The sequence below is a fragment of the Gordonia crocea genome, assembly GCF_009932435.1.
GTDB lineage: Bacteria > Actinomycetota > Actinomycetes > Mycobacteriales > Mycobacteriaceae > Gordonia > Gordonia crocea.
The window spans coordinates 471,847-486,231 of sequence record NZ_BJOU01000001.1 but is presented as its reverse complement, the minus strand read 5'-3'; the positions used below and the strand labels follow the sequence as shown (position 1 = coordinate 486,231).

The window sequence follows — 14,385 nt, the reverse complement described above, 5'->3', positions numbered from 1 at the left end:
GCATGCGCCTTCCCCTGCCCCACTGGCGGGACTCGAAACCCGACGAGATCCGCGGCTGGATCACCGAGGTCAACGACGGCATCATCACCGTCGCCGGTGTGGGGCTGGGCCTCGCCGGCGCCGAGGTTGCCGCGGACACCACCTACGCGGTGGTGGCCATCAATGCCTTCATCGGCGCGCTGACCGTGCTCGGCGTGAAGGTCGGCGAACGCTTGGCCGACCGCGAGGCCGAGGACGACCTCATCGCCCACGAGGCCCAGAAACTCGCGATCACCCCCGACAACGAGCAGGCCGAACTCATCTCCTGGTTCGAATCCAAAGGCGTCAGCCCGACGACGGCCCGCAGCGTCGCCGACGAACTCTCGGCCGGCGACGCGCTGGGCGCCCAGCTGCGCATCGAGTACGGGGTCACCGACCGCACGACGATCCGCGACGCCTGGTACGACGCGGCCCAGGCGGGGCTGGCCTTCTTCATCGGTGCGTTGATGCCGCTCTTGGCGACCCTGTTGGCCCCATGGGACTGGCACGTCTGGTGGACGATCGGCATCGCGTCGGTGTCCCTGGTCGTCACGTCGGTCGTGTTGTCCCGCCTCGGGCACTCCAACACCGGCGCCATCGTGGTCCGCCCCCTGGCCCTGGGCCTGGGCACGATCACGATCTCCTACCTGCTGGGCGACCTGTTGCTCTAATCCCCCTGTTGCGCCAATACCTCTGGCGCACAGGAGTATCCGCCGCTACGGCGCCTCGCCGGCGGTGAGTCCGCCGTCCATGACGAACTCAGTGCCGGTCGCATACGACGACTCGTCGCTGGCGAGGAAGACGATGAACGTCGAAACCTCGGCCGGTTCCGCAGCACGGCCCAGCGGGATCTTGATCATCCCGTCGGGAATCGCCTCGGTCATCGGCGTGCGGATCAGTCCTGGATGGATCGAGTTGACCCGGATGTTGTGCGGCGCCAGTTCGAGCGCGGCCGACTTCGCGATGCCGCGGACCCCCCACTTCGACGCGACATAGCCGTGCGCCCACGGGCTGCCCTGCAACCCCTCGACCGACGAGACGTTGATGATGGACCCGCCGCCGACGGCCTTCATCGGCTCGACGGCCTTGACCATTCCGATGAACGTCCCGGTCAGGTTGACGTCGATGATCTGGCGCCACTTGTCGATGCGGAACTTCTCGATCGCCGCCCCGTTGACGATGCCGGCGTTGTTCACCAGACAGGTGAGTTTGCCGAACTCGTCGACGGCGGTCTTGATCGCCGCATCCCAGTCTTCCTCGCTGGTCACATCGAGGTGGACATATCGCGCCGACGGCCCGATCTCTTCGGCCACCGCCTTGCCCTCGTCGTCGAGGACGTCGCCGATGACGACCTTCCCCCCTTCGGCGACGAGTGCGCGCGCATGCTCCGCGCCCATGCCCCTCGCGCCGCCGGTGATCAGTGCAACTTTGCCTTCTACGCGTCCCATGGCGAGCAACGGTACCCCGCAAAACCCAAAATGAGAACACGTTCTACTAATCTGTGGTCTACTTGATTGGACACCAGTCCGGACAGATGTACATCTACCTGCGGAAACGTCTGGACCTGCGAACTCGCCGCCAAGGAGGCAAACGGCCATGGCCATCCGCGTTGCACACATCGGGACCGGAAACGTGGGGCGCCTCGCGCTCACCCAATTGATCGAGGACCCCCGCTTCGAACTCGTCGCCGTCTGCGTCTCGACGCCGTCGAAGATCGGCAAGGACGCCGGCGAACTCGCTGGGCTCGACACCACCACCGGGATCACCGCCGTCGGCTCCCTCGACGAGCTGATCGCCACCCACCCCGACTGCGCCGTCTACTGCGCCATGGGCGACACCCGCCCGATCCAAGCCTTCGACGACTGCCTCGCCCTCCTCGCCGCCGGCATCAACGTCGTCGGATCGGCCCCCGGCGGCCTGCAGTACCCGTGGAACGTGATGCCGCCGAAGGCGATCGCGAAGATCGAAGCCGCCACCGAGGAGACCGGCGCGTCGATCTTCATCAGCGGTGTCGACCCGGGCTTCGCCAACGACCTGCTCCCCTTCGCCCTGGCCGGCACCTGCCAGCGCGTCGAGCAGGTCCGCTGTCTCGAACTCGCCGACTACGCCACCTACGACGGCAGCACCGTCATGTTCGACGTCATGGGCTTCGGCAAACCGCTCGACGAGACGCCGATGCTGTTCCTGCCCGGCATCCTCGGCATGGCCTGGGGAACCACCCTGCAAATCCTGTCGGAGGGTTTCGGCGTCACGATCGACGAGGTGGTCGAGCACCACGAGTCCGAGCCGGCGCCGGAGACCTTCGAAATCTCCGCGGGCACCATCGAGAAGGGCACCCGCGCGGCGGTGCGATTCGAGATCATCGGCATGGTCGACGGCAAACCCGGCATCGTCATCGAGCACGTGACCCGGCTGCGCGACGACCTGCGGCCGGACTGGAAGCGCCCGTCCAAGGGCGGCGGCTGCTACCGCGTCGAGATCACCGGCGAACCGTCCTACGAGGTCGAGATAATCCCGTCGAGCACCAAGGGCGACCACAACCACGCGGCCATCGTCGCCGGCGCCGGCCGCATCGTGAACGCGATCCCCGCCGTCGTCGACGGCCGCCCCGGAATCCGCACCACCCTCGACCTGCCGCTGATCAAGGGGCCGGGCCTCACGCCGTAATCGACTCGACGAACACGTCGACGATCGCCTCGATCCCGCGCCGGTCGTCGTCGGTGAACCGGTCGGTCACCGGGCTGTCCATGTCGAAGACGCCGAACAGCTCGCCGTCGCGGATCACCGGGACGACGAGCTCGGCGCGGCTGTCCGGGTCGCAGGCGATGTGGTCGGGCACCGCGTGGACGTCGGCGACGAGCTGGGTGGACCGGGTCCGCGCGGCCGCCCCGCACACGCCGCGGTCAAGCGGGATACGCACACAGGCCGGTTTTCCCTGGAACGGCCCGACCACCAGCTCGGTGCCGTCGAACAGGTAGAAACCCGCCCAATTGACCTGTGGCAGCGCGTGAAACACGAGCGCCGAGAGGTTTGCCGCGTTGGCGATCGGGTCGCGTTCGTCGGCGAGCAAGCCGCGCGCCTGCTCCACCAATGCCGGGTAGTCGGTCATCTAGCCATCGTCGCCCACTGTCGGCGGCCGAGACAAGGCGCAGCTACACGCGGTGGGCGCGGGGCTCGATGCGCACCGCGAACCCACCGGCGTCGACGACGATCGGCGCCAGCGCACGACCACGTCCGACGTGGTGCCCGTCGGTGAAGTCGCAGTGGCCGTTCGGGTTGATGACCACCGTCTTTCCGTCGGCCGGGTTGAGAAAGCTAATCCGGGCGGCCCCGCGGATCTCCCACGGCTGGCGCCCGATGGCCCGGTGCAGCCAGTCGGCGAGGAACGGATAGGCCCGATAGACAACGGTCCGCGAGCGCGCATCACCGCCGGTGACGATCGGCGGCGGAACCTGGATCGGCGACAACGGCGGCGTCACCGTCCGCTCGGTCCGATACCCCGGTGCCGACTGCCCGTTGGCCGGCTGGGCCGGGTCGGGACTCGGCGGCGCCGCCGCAGCCGGACCGATTCCCCCGAGGACCACGGCGACGAAGGCCGCGGCCACAGCTATAACTCGCATACCCCTGATCCTGCGGCAGGCGCGCACCGACGAGAATGCCACAACCAGCCCGATTCCAACGTTTGCCGCCCGGCGTCTCGGACCCGAAGGGGGACTCCACCGAACCGGCACGGCGCGCGGACGGTCGTGGTTATGGTCGCGACTATGACCACAGCCCATTCCCCAGCCGAACTACGAGACGGATTCGCGTCACTGCGCGCAGGCGGCCTCCACTGGGACGCCTTCCCCCTGCGGCTCTTCACCAAGGGCAACGCCAAGACCTGGAACCCCGTCGATATCGACTTCAGCAAGGAGGCCGTCGATTGGGCGGGATTGAGCGACGAGCAGCGGCGCAGCGCCTGCTACTTGGTTGCGCAATTCGTCGCCGGCGAAGAAGCCGTCACTGAAGACATCCAACCGTTCATGTCGGCAATGGCCGCGGAGAACCGGTTCGGCGACGAGATGTACCTGACCCAGTTCTGCCTAGAAGAGGCCAAGCATGCGCAGGGCTTCCGCCTGTGGATGGACGCGGTCGGCCTGACCGAGGACCTGCACCCCTACGTCGCGGAGAACCCTCACTACCGCAAACTGTTCTACGAGGAACTCCCGCAGTCGCTGCGGATCCTGCGCGACGACCCGTCCCCGCGCAACCAGATCCGCGCCAGCGTCACCTACAACCACGTCGTGGAAGGCAGCCTCGCGCTCACCGGCTACTACGCGTGGAACAGGGTCTGCGTCGAGAACAACATCCTGTACGGCATGCAGGATCTGATCGGCCACATCTCCGACGACGAGCGGCGCCACATGGCCTGGGGCACGTTCACCTGCCGCCGCCACGTCGCCGCCGACGACTCCCTCTGGGATGTCGTCACCGGACGCATGGGCGAACTGCTCCCGATCGCCCTCGAGATGATCACCTGGGTCAACGAGCGGTTCGACGACCCGCCCTTCGGCTTCGACAACGACGACTTCGTCAACTACGCCGCCGACCGGGCCCAACGCCGCCTCGGCGCGATCGAGTCCGCGCGCGGGCGGGCACCCGAAGAGATCGACCTCGACTACTCCCCGGCCGAACTCGAGTACACGATGGGCGAGGAGGACCGCCGCTCCCTCAAAGACTGAACAGCAACTCCGCCACCGGAATCACCCGGCAGTAGGGTCGAAGAATGACCCACGTCTTCGATGAAGCAATCCGCGTCGAGGCCCGCGGTGACGGCGTCTTCTACGCGACCACCCACCAGGCCTACGACAACATGGTCGGCCCGTTCGGCGGCATCACCGCCGCGACCGTCGTCAACGCCCTGCAGCAGCACCCCGACGTCCTCGGCACCCCCCTGGCGCTGACCATCAACTACGCCGCCCCGGTCGCCAACGGCACCTGGGACCTGCACACCCAGATCGTGCGGACCAACCGGACCAACCAACACTGGACCTTCACCATCTCCCAGGAGGGCCAGACGGTCTCCACCGGCAGCGCGGTCTTCGGTATCCACCGCGCCACCTGGTCCGACACCGAGGCGGTCCGCCCCGACGTGCCACCCGCGGAAAACGTTGCCGCCCTGGATTTCCCCGACTTCATCGCCTGGGCGAGCAACTACGACAAGCGGTTCGTCGTCGGCGGCCTCGACGGCGGCAAGAGCGACGACTCCACGTCGACGCTGTGGCTGCGCGACCTGCCCGAGCGCCCGCTGGACTACCCGGCACTGACGTCGATGACCGACGCCTTCTTCCCGCGCGTCTTCCTGCGCCACGGCACCTACATGCCGGCCGGAACCATCACCCTGACCACCTACTTCCACGCGACCCCCGACGAGCTGGCCGCCCAGGGCAGCGACCACGTCCTGGGTACCGCCCGGGCGGCCCGGTTCGGCAACGGCCACTTCGACCAGTCCGGGCAACTGTGGGGCGGCGATGTGCTGCTGGCCAGCACCCACCAGCTGGTCTACTTCAAAGACCCGACGTGACCGAACCGGCCACCGCCGCGGAATTGATGCGGTCGCGCTTCAACGCCTTCCGCGACGCCGACGCGACCTGGCTGCTGCGCACGTGGCACCCGTCGACGCGGCCGGCATCGCTGGACCTCGCCGACAACCCGCGCTGGCGGGGACTGCAGATCGTCGAGGTCGTCGACGGCGGGCCCGACGACGAGACCGGCGTCGTCGAGTTCCGCGCCACCTATCTCGGCACCGACGGGGAGGTCGGCATTCTGCACGAGCGTTCCCGCTTCGTGCGCGAGGCCGGGAAGTGGTGCTACCTCGACGGCACGACGCCCGGTGACACAATGCGGGCATGAGAGATGCAGTCATCGTCGACGCGGTCCGCACCCCGATCGGCAAGCGCAAGGGTTCCCTCGCCGGGGTCCACCCGGCCGACCTCTCCGCCTCGGTACTCACCGCACTGGCGCAACGCTCCGGCTTCGACCCCGCCGTCGTCGACGACGTGGTCTGGGGTTGTGTCAGCCAGGTCGGCGACCAGGCCGGCAGTGTCGGGCGCGTGGCGGTGCTGGCGGCCGGGTGGCCCGAGTCCGTCCCGGCGACCGTCGTCGACCGCCGTTGTGGATCGGCCCAGCAGGCCGTTCACTTCGCCGCCGCCGGGGTGATTTCCGGCCAGTACGACGTGGCGATCGCCGGCGGGGTGGAGTCCATGTCGCGCGTCCCGATGGGGTCGGCCCGCGGCGACGGACAGCCCTATCCGCCGTCGGTACTCGAGCGGTTCGGTGTCGACGGATTCAATCAGGGCATCGGCGCGGAGATGGTGGCCCGCAAGTGGGGCATGAACCGCACGCAGACCGACGAGTACGCGGCGCGCTCACATGAGCGCACCGCCGCCGCGATCGACGCCGGCGCCTTCGACCGCCAGTTGGTCGCCCTCGATGAGCTCGCCGTCGACGAGGGTCTGCGGCGCGGCACGACGGTGGAGACGCTCGCCGGACTCAAGACCGCCTTCGACGCCGACGGCGTCATCACCGCGGGCAACTCGTCGCAGATCTCCGACGGTGCCGGCGGGCTGTTGATCACCACGAGTGATTATGCGCGCGAACAGGGTTGGTCCCCATTGGCCCGCATCCACACCGCGGTGCTGGCCGCCGACGATCCGGTGATCATGCTGACCGGCCCCATCCCCGCCACCGAGAAGGCACTGAAGCGGTCCGGGCTGTCGGTCGGCGACATCGGCGCGTTCGAGGTCAACGAGGCCTTCGCCCCGGTGCCGATGGCCTGGCAGGCCGAGATCGGCGCCTCCGACGAGGTGCTGAACCCGCTCGGCGGCGCCATCGCCGTCGGACACCCGCTCGGCGGTTCCGGAGCGATCCTGATGACCCGCCTGGTTCACCACATGCGCGACAACGGGATTCGCTACGGCCTCCAGACGATGTGCGAGGCCGGCGGCATGGCGAACGCGACGATCCTGGAGCTGCTCGACTGAGTTGTAGGCAGCTCTCGTCAAGAGGCCTAGCGGCGCCCGTCCCCGTCATTGGGGACGGGCGCCGTTGTTTCGCCGGCTCCGGGTGCTGATGTGCGTGAGCGTCACCTCCGGTTGGGCTGCTCATGTGCGAATCACCGACCGATCCGGGTGAACTGAAACGGTGGCCATCGCCTCGATCTGTTCGTCGAGACAGCCAGGCCAGGTGCACAACGGCACAGGCCTCGGTCTTGCCTCCTGCTCAGGCGGGCGCTGCAGCTTGCCACGTGCAACCACCGCGCACCTGGCGACATTCTCAATCACGTGTCGACACAGGCCGAAACTGCTGCTGCGCCGCGGCATTGTCTGCGCAGGTCAAGCCCATAAAAATGCCCTTGTCAGACCCCTCGCGTAGTGTAGTATTTAAATAAAAGATCATCAGTACATAGTTTCTATTGCGGGACCGCACAACATGATGCGAACCCGGACCTGGGGGGCCACATGAACCACGACGAACTCACCGCATTCGTCACCGAACTGGCCGACGACTTGGTGCCGGCCGCCGTTGAATCCGGTACCGGCATGGGCGCGTTGTTGGCGTCGGCGGAGGCGATTGTCGACGACAAGGCTGTGCTGGGGGTGATGGTCACCGCGATACGGATGGGCAACATCGCCTCCTATCTGCTGGCTGCCGCGACCGCCCGGGCTGAAGCCATCGGCATCCCGGTTCGGAATCGGATGAAGAACGGCCGCGATCTGTTGCGGGAACTACCGTTGGCGCCGGCCACCGTCAACCGGGTGGCCCGGTTGGCCCAGCATCTGGATGATCTGCCGAACGTGGTGCGTGACGTCCGCGACGGCGACCTCACCGTTGAGCATGCGGATGCGGTGATCCGCGGCTTGGACCACATCGCCACCCGCATGGGTGCTGATGGGTTCACCGCGGTGCGAGACAAGACGGCGACGACGCTGTTGGCGCACGCCCGAATCGATCAACCCGCCCAAGTCATGGAGAAAGCCCGCGAACTCGGCCACGAGCTCGCGCCACTCGATCCACCCAGCACACCGCCCGCGGACAATCCGTCGTTGAACCAGGCATCAATCACCCGGACTGACGAGGGTCGCGTGACCCTGGAAGCTGATCTGGATCAGCTGTCTGGGGAGAAACTCCACACCGCGCTAGACGCGCTCGCGAAACCCATCCCCGCACCCGACGGCTCCCCCGATCCGCGCCCCAGGGCGCAACGCACCGCCGATGCCCTGGTCAGCGTGATCACCGCATACCTGGCCTCACGGAATCGTCCGACTGTGGGCGGGGTCGTCCCGCACATCACCATGACCGTGCCCCTGCCTGTCCTGGTCGGTAGCGGTGGTGAAGGAGACTCGCGAGTCGCGCGGTTGGGATTCACCGGCTCGGTATCAGCCGAGACGGCCCGCGAAATCGCCTGCGGCAATACCGAAGTCACCGCGTTGATCACCGCAGACTCGGTGCCGCTGGATGCCAAACGTACCCAACGATTCGTCACCGGCACCCTCCGCCGCGCCCTGGAGGCACGCGATGGTGGTTGCCAATTCCCCGGCTGCGGCAGACCATCAGCCTGGTGCGAAGGCCACCATATTCAGCAGTGGGCTGACGGGGGCGAGACAAACCTCAAAAACACCGTCCTGCTGTGCAGCCTGCATCACCACACGTATGTCCACGGCAAAGGATGGAACATCCAGATCGGCTTCGACGGCCACCCCTGGTTCCAGAGTCCCGAAGGAGGTGACTGGATCCGCTGCCACAACCGACGCACCCTCACCCTCGCTGACCACGCCGCCGCCTAAATCAGGTCGCGGCCCGATGAGAGCGGCCTCCAAGAGCCGCGCACGTACCTTGAGAACTTCATAGCGAAAGCGTCGTCGACCTCAGACCACGCCGACCTCAGACCACGCAGCCCTCAGACCACGCAGCCCTCAGACCGCGCAGTCCTCAGACCACGTAGGACGAAAGGTTCTGGTAGGCCTCGGTATTCGGCTTCATCGCGGCCGCGACAAGCTCCCACAGGACCTCGTCGGTACCGCCGCCGACACGACCGAGCTTGATGTCGCGCCACCAGCGGCCGACCGGCGTCTCGTCGTAGAGGAAGCCCGATCCGCCGAAGATGTGCAGGCATTCGCCGGCCACCTCCTCGGCCAGTCGGACCGAGGTCACCTTGATGGCCGCGGCGGTACGCAGGTTCATCGGACCCGCGGCGGCGATGCCGTCGAGGGCGAACCGCAGCGTGTCCACGCGGGCCTGCAGGTCGGCGACGCGCAGGCGCAGCGCCTGGTGGTCGTAGAGCCGCTTGCCGAACTGCTCGCGATCCATCATGCGCGCCAACGTGATTCCGAGGATCAGGTCGCAAGCCGACGCGACCTGCGCCGCCACCGAGAGACGCTCGTGCGCCAGACCCCAGCTGATCACCGCGAGACCAGTACCCGGCCGGGCGATGAGCGCCTCCTCGGGAACCCAGGCGTCGATCTCGACCGGCGCGGTGTCCAATGGACCGGCCGACAGTTTGCGGTAGCGATCGCCGACGACGACGCCGGGCGAGTCCATCGGCACCGCGACGACCACGTTGTTGCCGTGGGTGCTGCCGTCGTCGACGCTGCGGGCGACGGCGATCATGTGCCCGGCAATCGGCGAGAGGGAGCAGAACTTCTTGCGCCCGCGCACCCGGTATCCGGCTGCGCCGCCGGAGGTTTCCGCGCTGACCTCTGTCCCGACGATCTGCAGGTCAGACCCGCCGGACTCCTCGGAGGCGCCGATGCACAGGATCTCGGTACCGTCGATGGCACGCTCGGCGACCGCCTTGAGGTAGTCGCTCTTACCGAAACGGCGCAGCGTGGCGATCCCCGAGTCGTGCAGGCTCACGCCGACGCCGACGCCGGTCGAAGCGGTGGCGCCCAGACGGTAGCCGAGTTCGAAGAGCTTCGCGACGTCCGGTTTGGTCGCCCCGGCCCACTTGGCGCGGAACACGCCGGCGGCGCCGAGCTTCTCCAGCAGCGCGCGCGGGAACAGCTCGGTGCGCTCGGCCTCCTGTACCAGGGCGGCGACCTCGTCGTCGAAGACCTGGTCGAGAAGCTCGCGGTACTGCTCCAGCGGCAGCGGCTCGGTGAAAGTACGGGCCTCACTCAATCCGGCACTCATCAGTTCTCCTCTTTGATATCGACAACGAGGTGGGGCGCGACACTGCCCAACTTCTCGCAGGTTTCAATGAATTCGCGCTCCGGGGTGCTCTGGCCGACAACACCGGCGCCGGCGCGCAGCCAGCTCCGCTCGCCGTCGCGGTAGACCGAGCGCAAGACGAGCGCGGCCTCCAACAACCCCGTCGACGAGACCGCGACCACCGCTCCGGAGTACACGCCCCGACGGGTCGCCTCCAACCGGTAGATCGCGTCGGCCGCCGGGGCCTTGGGGATTCCAGAGGCGGTCACCGCCGGGAACAACACCTCCAACGCATCCCAGGCCGAGTGCGGCTGCGCCAGCTCGCCGACCACCGTCGACCCCAGGTGCTGAACACTGCCGCGTGCGCGCACGGTCATGAAATCGGTAACCGCCGTCGTCCCCGGCACCGCCACCTGGGCGACCTCGGAATACGAGGTGCGAACCGAAATCGCGTGTTCGGCAACTTCTTTCGCGTCATTCTGCAATTCGGCGCGGGCCGCCGCGTCGGCTTCCGGCGAGATCCCGCAGGCGCGGGTTCCGGCCAGCGGTTCGGCCGTCACCCGACCGTCGGCATCAACCGAACCGACCAACTCCGGGGAGAACCCGGCGGCCTGCAGCCCGCCCAATCGGAACAGGAAGGAGCGGACCGGCGTATTGGCCAACCGGCCGGCCAGGTAGGTGGCGGGGATGTCGACGGGGAACGGGACGGTCACCTCGCGGGAGAGGATGACCTTCTCGTAGCGCCCGGCCCGGATCTCCTCGATGGCCGTGGCGACCCGGCCGCGGTAGTCGGTCGGATCCTCGGTCACCGGCAGCGGACGACGGGCACCGTCGTCGACGGTGATCGGCCGCGCGGCCAGCTCCAGCATTCGCGCCTGCGTCTGCTCGTCGGCGCCGACGAACCGGATTCCGTTCTCGCCGGAGACGAAGGCCTCGAACTGCGGCACGACGAGGTGCGCGAGCACGTCGTCGGCGGCCAGGTGGTCCGCTGCCCCGAGGAAGTCGGCGCAGAAGTCGAAGCCGACCCAGCCGTAGGCCCGCCATTCGTCCAGGTCGAGTTCGGCCAGCGCCGCCTCCAGGGCCTGCGCCGGTCGCACCGAGTACGGTGCCGTGCGCGTCGACGTCTCACCGTCGACACCGCGGGTGGTGATCCGCACGTCGGCGGCGGTCAGCACGATCTCGTGGCGGATCCCGCCGGCGAACACCCACTCGTCGGCGCCCTCGTAGACGACGTGGTCGTCGGCGATTCCGGCGCGCGCCCAGGTCGCGCAGATCTCCGGTTCGCGCACCAGTGTCGTGGTGGTGGCCATCATTCCTCGATCAGGTCGTCGCCGACGCCGAAGCTGGTGAACGCGGTCTGCCGCTGCAGGCGGTATTCCTCGCGGCCCAGCACGGTGTTGAGGATCTTGGCGTTGCGCACGGCCCCGATGTCGAGGTTGGGCGCCGAGACGCCGTAGGCGTGGTGCTCGGCGTTGGCCACGAACAGGCGGTTTGCCAGCGCCCCGTCGGCGGCCACCGAGTGGTTGGCCTCGATCACCAGCCGACCGAGCGAGTCGCGGTGTAGCCGCTCGTCGACGGGGGCCAGGAAGCCCGGCTTGCGCTCGGTGTAGCCGGTGGCGGCGATCACCACATCGGTGTTGTGCGACAACAGGTTTCCGGTGTCAACGTGGCGGCCGCGCACCCGCAGCCCGCCGTCGGAAATCGCTTCGATGCCCTCGATCTCCACGCCGTTGCGCAACTGCACGGTCGGCAGTTTGCCGAGCAACTCGCGCCGGTACAGCAGGTCGTGCAGACGGGCGAGCGTGTCGGTGGAGACACCCTTGTGGAACTGCCAGTGACCCTTGCGGACCTCGTCGCGCGTCGCCTCGGGCAGCCCGTGGAAGTACTCCATGTAGGCCGGGGTGGTCATCTCCAACGACAACTTGGTGAAGTCCAGCGGCGCGAACCACGGGGTGCGCGTCCACCAGCGGACCGCCGGGCCACCCTCGAGGTTGGCCTCGAGCAGGTCCGCAACGATCTCGGCACCGGACTGGCCCGACCCGATGACCGTCACCGACTCCGCGGCCCGGACCTCGTCGCGGCGGAACAGGTAGTCGGCGCTGTGGATCAACGACGGTGAGTCCGCCGACACCGCGTCCGGGATGAACGGCTCGGTACCGATGCCGACGACGACGTGGCGCGCGATGACCGTCGACGGTCCGTCGGCACCGGTGAGGTCGACCTCGAAGTGATCCGCCTGCTCATCCCAGCGCACCGACTCGACGGTGGTGCCCCACCGCAGTCCGGGCACCCGGTCGATGACCCACAGGAGGTAGGCCTCGTACTCGCGGCGCGTCGGGAACCAGTCTTCGCGGACCAGGAACGGATAGAGGCGGTCGACGTCGGCGAGGTAGGCCAGAAACGACAGCGGGTGGGTCGGGTCGACCAGCGAGACCAGGTCCGACAGGAAGCTGACCTGCAGCTTCGCGTCGTCGAACATGAGTCCCGGATGCCAGGCGAACCGGTCGGAGGAGTCGACGACGAGAACATCGGCGTCGTCGACGGTGGAAGCGAGCGCGGCGAGGCCCAGGTTGAACGGGCCGCACCCGATCGCCAGCACCTCCACCTGTTTCGCGGTGGTGTTCTCAGTCATGGGCAACTCCTACATTCAGTGCCGCGGGCGCCAGTCCCTCGGATTCGACTTCCAACGCGACCCGCACGATCTCGTCGAAGAGCCGCTCGATGTCGTCGGCGGTGGTCTCCGGGTTGAGCAGGGTCAGTTTGAGGCAGGTGCGCGGCTCGCCGTCGGCGGCGATGCGGACCTGGGTGCGGCCGATCAGCGCGGTACCCGAGCTGATGAGCCGGCGTCGCACTTCGGCGTTGACCTGGTCGATGTCGAGCTCGTCGCACAGGTAGCGGAAGACCACGGTGGTCAGCGTCGCCTCCGAGACGAGCTCGAACTGCGGCTCCGACGCGACCCGGCTCTGCGCGTGCAGGGCGAGCTCGTGGCAGCTCTCGAGCATCTCGCCGAGGCCGTTGCGGCCGTAGGCCATCAGCGTCGTCGCAACCTTGAGCACGTCCGGGCGGCGCGTGGTCTGCAACGTCAGGCCGAGCTGCCCGCCGAAGCCGGCTTCGAGATCGTCCTCGGGGTTGAGGTAGGCCACCGAGCGGTCCAGCGAGGAGAAGCTCTCGGTGTCCGCGAGCAACAGCAGACTCGCCGCGGCCGGCTGCCATCCGACCTTGTGCAGGTCGAGGGTGATGGAGTCGGCCCGGTCGATACCGCTGAGCAGACCGGCGAACCGGTCGGAGAACAGGGCGCCGAAGCCGTAGGCGGCGTCGACGTGCAGCCACAGCCCGCGCTCGTAGGCGATGTCGGCGATCAGCGGCAGCGGATCGACGGTGCCGAAGTCGGTCGTACCCGCGGTGGCGACGACGGCGATCGGGGTGCGCCCAGCCTCCTCAAGGGAGTCCAGCACGGCCGACAAGGCCGAGGGCACCATGCGGTGCTCGTCGTCGCAGTCGACGGTGACGACCGCGGACTCGCCCAAACCCAAAGCGGCACAGGCGCGTTGGACGGAAAAGTGCGCCACGCGACTGCACAGGACCACCGGGTCGCCCAGGGCGACGACACCGTCGTGGCGGATGTCGATCCCCCGCTTGGCGCCGGCCTGGTCGCGGGCGATGAGCATCGCCAACAGGTTGGAGTAGGAACCGCCGGGACCGAAGACGCCCCCGGAGGTGGCCGGGAGTCCGGCCAACCGGGCCAGCGCCTGGACCGTCCACTCCTCGATGGCCAGTGTCGCCGGACCCGAGTCGTACGTGTCCAGCGAGGCGTTCGTCGCGCTGGCGAGGGCGTCGGCGGCGACCGCGACCGACAGGGGCGGCGGCTGCAGGTGCGCGGCGCACAGCTCGTGGGTCAGATTCAGCCCGTACTCGTGCACGATCTGGGCCATCCGATTCAGTGCCGCCTGCTCGCCGATGCCGGCGGCGGGAAGATCCTGCGGGCCGAGTTCGGCGGCCACCTGGGCCAGCACCTCGTCGGGAGCGCCGACCGGAAGCGGAGCGCGCGGTGCACGCCCGGCGACGGTCGAGGCCGCACTCATCAACTGCTGTCCGACCTGCTGCCAGCCGTGGCCGGGCCGCGAGAACCGGGTTGGGGGACGATCGGTCATGTCTGTCACGCGCTGCCTCATCACTGTT

14 protein-coding genes are annotated in these 14,385 nt (G+C 68.1%); 7 read left to right on the top strand and 7 right to left on the bottom strand.

Annotated features, from left to right (window positions below; translation table 11 throughout):
• Positions 1–2 precede the first annotated feature (2 nt).
• On the top strand, positions 3–689 hold the full coding sequence (locus nbrcactino_RS02175) for a VIT1/CCC1 transporter family protein (protein WP_161925875.1): 687 nt from the start codon (positions 3–5) through the stop codon (positions 687–689).
• Positions 690–734: 45 nt separating this feature from the next.
• On the opposite strand, the gene nbrcactino_RS02170 is transcribed toward nbrcactino_RS02175, so the two are convergent.
• Positions 735–1,466 (bottom strand): glucose 1-dehydrogenase, encoded by a 732-nt coding sequence (locus nbrcactino_RS02170; protein WP_161925874.1) that lies wholly within the window; start codon positions 1,464–1,466, stop codon positions 735–737.
• Positions 1,467–1,614: 148 nt separating this feature from the next.
• Between nbrcactino_RS02170 and nbrcactino_RS02165 the strand changes: the two genes are divergently transcribed.
• Positions 1,615–2,685 (top strand): NAD(P)H-dependent amine dehydrogenase family protein, encoded by a 1,071-nt coding sequence (locus tag nbrcactino_RS02165; RefSeq protein WP_161925873.1) that lies wholly within the window; start codon positions 1,615–1,617, stop codon positions 2,683–2,685.
• Here the strand turns inward: nbrcactino_RS02165 and msrC are convergent.
• Both msrC and nbrcactino_RS02155 read right to left on the bottom strand, forming a co-directional pair.
• Complete coding sequence (gene msrC, locus nbrcactino_RS02160; protein WP_161925872.1) at positions 2,675–3,127, bottom strand: free L-methionine (R)-S-oxide reductase MsrC; 453 nt, start codon at positions 3,125–3,127, stop codon at positions 2,675–2,677. The genes nbrcactino_RS02165 and msrC overlap by 11 nt on opposite strands.
• Positions 3,128–3,170: 43 nt before the next feature.
• Positions 3,171–3,638, bottom strand: a complete 468-nt coding sequence (locus nbrcactino_RS02155) for a hypothetical protein (protein WP_161925871.1) — start codon at positions 3,636–3,638, stop codon at positions 3,171–3,173.
• 144 nt (positions 3,639–3,782) lie between these two features.
• On the opposite strand from nbrcactino_RS02155, the gene nbrcactino_RS02150 reads away from it, so the two are divergent.
• From nbrcactino_RS02150 to nbrcactino_RS02130, 5 genes are all read left to right on the top strand, one after another.
• Complete coding sequence (locus nbrcactino_RS02150) at positions 3,783–4,739, top strand: R2-like ligand-binding oxidase (protein ID WP_161925870.1); 957 nt, start codon at positions 3,783–3,785, stop codon at positions 4,737–4,739.
• Positions 4,740–4,783: 44 nt separating this feature from the next.
• Entirely contained in the window at positions 4,784–5,581 is a 798-nt protein-coding gene (locus tag nbrcactino_RS02145; RefSeq protein WP_161925869.1) for an acyl-CoA thioesterase, read from the top strand.
• Positions 5,578–5,910 carry a YchJ family protein gene (locus nbrcactino_RS02140; RefSeq protein ID WP_228460635.1) on the top strand — a complete coding sequence of 111 codons (333 nt, stop codon included), beginning with the start codon at positions 5,578–5,580 and terminating at the stop codon, positions 5,908–5,910. The genes nbrcactino_RS02145 and nbrcactino_RS02140 overlap by 4 nt, the downstream gene beginning before the upstream one ends.
• The gene (locus tag nbrcactino_RS02135; RefSeq protein WP_161925868.1) at positions 5,907–7,040 is read left to right on the top strand and encodes a thiolase family protein; all 1,134 of its coding nucleotides are present in this window, start codon (positions 5,907–5,909) and stop codon (positions 7,038–7,040) included. Before nbrcactino_RS02140 ends, nbrcactino_RS02135 begins: the two co-directional genes overlap by 4 nt.
• A 477-nt stretch (positions 7,041–7,517) precedes the next feature.
• Complete coding sequence (locus nbrcactino_RS02130; RefSeq protein ID WP_161925867.1) at positions 7,518–8,843, top strand: HNH endonuclease signature motif containing protein; 1,326 nt, start codon at positions 7,518–7,520, stop codon at positions 8,841–8,843.
• A 145-nt stretch (positions 8,844–8,988) separates the two neighbouring features.
• Here nbrcactino_RS02130 and nbrcactino_RS02125 read toward each other — a convergent pair whose 3' ends face one another.
• Genes nbrcactino_RS02125 through nbrcactino_RS02110 form a run of 4 tightly spaced genes read right to left on the bottom strand, consistent with a single transcriptional unit; the run spans position 8,989 to position 14,357 of the window.
• Entirely contained in the window at positions 8,989–10,188 is a 1,200-nt protein-coding gene (locus tag nbrcactino_RS02125; RefSeq protein WP_161925866.1) for an acyl-CoA dehydrogenase family protein, read from the bottom strand.
• Positions 10,188–11,516: a salicylate synthase gene (locus nbrcactino_RS02120; protein ID WP_161925865.1), complete on the bottom strand. Its 1,329-nt coding sequence runs from the start codon at positions 11,514–11,516 to the stop codon at positions 10,188–10,190. Before nbrcactino_RS02120 ends, nbrcactino_RS02125 begins: the two co-directional genes overlap by 1 nt.
• Positions 11,516–12,838: a lysine N(6)-hydroxylase/L-ornithine N(5)-oxygenase family protein gene (locus nbrcactino_RS02115; RefSeq protein WP_161925864.1), complete on the bottom strand. Its 1,323-nt coding sequence runs from the start codon at positions 12,836–12,838 to the stop codon at positions 11,516–11,518. The genes nbrcactino_RS02120 and nbrcactino_RS02115 overlap by 1 nt, the downstream gene beginning before the upstream one ends.
• Entirely contained in the window at positions 12,831–14,357 is a 1,527-nt protein-coding gene (locus nbrcactino_RS02110) for a pyridoxal phosphate-dependent decarboxylase family protein (RefSeq protein WP_161925863.1), read from the bottom strand. The genes nbrcactino_RS02115 and nbrcactino_RS02110 overlap by 8 nt, the downstream gene beginning before the upstream one ends.
• Between the last annotated feature and the right edge of the window lie 28 nt (positions 14,358–14,385).

Bases quoted from the DNA above. Each gene is read 5' to 3' on its own strand.
- nbrcactino_RS02175 (WP_161925875.1), top strand. From the start codon at position 3: ATGCGCCTTCCCCTGCCCCACTGGCGGGACTCGAAACCCGACGAGATC.
- nbrcactino_RS02110 (WP_161925863.1), bottom strand. From the start codon at position 14,357: ATGACCGATCGTCCCCCAACCCGGTTCTCGCGGCCCGGCCACGGCTGG.
- nbrcactino_RS02150 (WP_161925870.1), top strand. From the start codon at position 3,783: ATGACCACAGCCCATTCCCCAGCCGAACTACGAGACGGATTCGCGTCA.
- nbrcactino_RS02115 (WP_161925864.1), bottom strand. From the start codon at position 12,838: ATGACTGAGAACACCACCGCGAAACAGGTGGAGGTGCTGGCGATCGGG.
- nbrcactino_RS02120 (WP_161925865.1), bottom strand. From the start codon at position 11,516: ATGGCCACCACCACGACACTGGTGCGCGAACCGGAGATCTGCGCGACC.
- nbrcactino_RS02135 (WP_161925868.1), top strand. From the start codon at position 5,907: ATGAGAGATGCAGTCATCGTCGACGCGGTCCGCACCCCGATCGGCAAG.
- msrC (WP_161925872.1), bottom strand. From the start codon at position 3,127: ATGACCGACTACCCGGCATTGGTGGAGCAGGCGCGCGGCTTGCTCGCC.
- nbrcactino_RS02165 (WP_161925873.1), top strand. From the start codon at position 1,615: ATGGCCATCCGCGTTGCACACATCGGGACCGGAAACGTGGGGCGCCTC.
- nbrcactino_RS02155 (WP_161925871.1), bottom strand. From the start codon at position 3,638: ATGCGAGTTATAGCTGTGGCCGCGGCCTTCGTCGCCGTGGTCCTCGGG.
- nbrcactino_RS02130 (WP_161925867.1), top strand. From the start codon at position 7,518: ATGAACCACGACGAACTCACCGCATTCGTCACCGAACTGGCCGACGAC.
- nbrcactino_RS02170 (WP_161925874.1), bottom strand. From the start codon at position 1,466: ATGGGACGCGTAGAAGGCAAAGTTGCACTGATCACCGGCGGCGCGAGG.
- nbrcactino_RS02145 (WP_161925869.1), top strand. From the start codon at position 4,784: ATGACCCACGTCTTCGATGAAGCAATCCGCGTCGAGGCCCGCGGTGAC.
- nbrcactino_RS02125 (WP_161925866.1), bottom strand. From the start codon at position 10,188: ATGAGTGCCGGATTGAGTGAGGCCCGTACTTTCACCGAGCCGCTGCCG.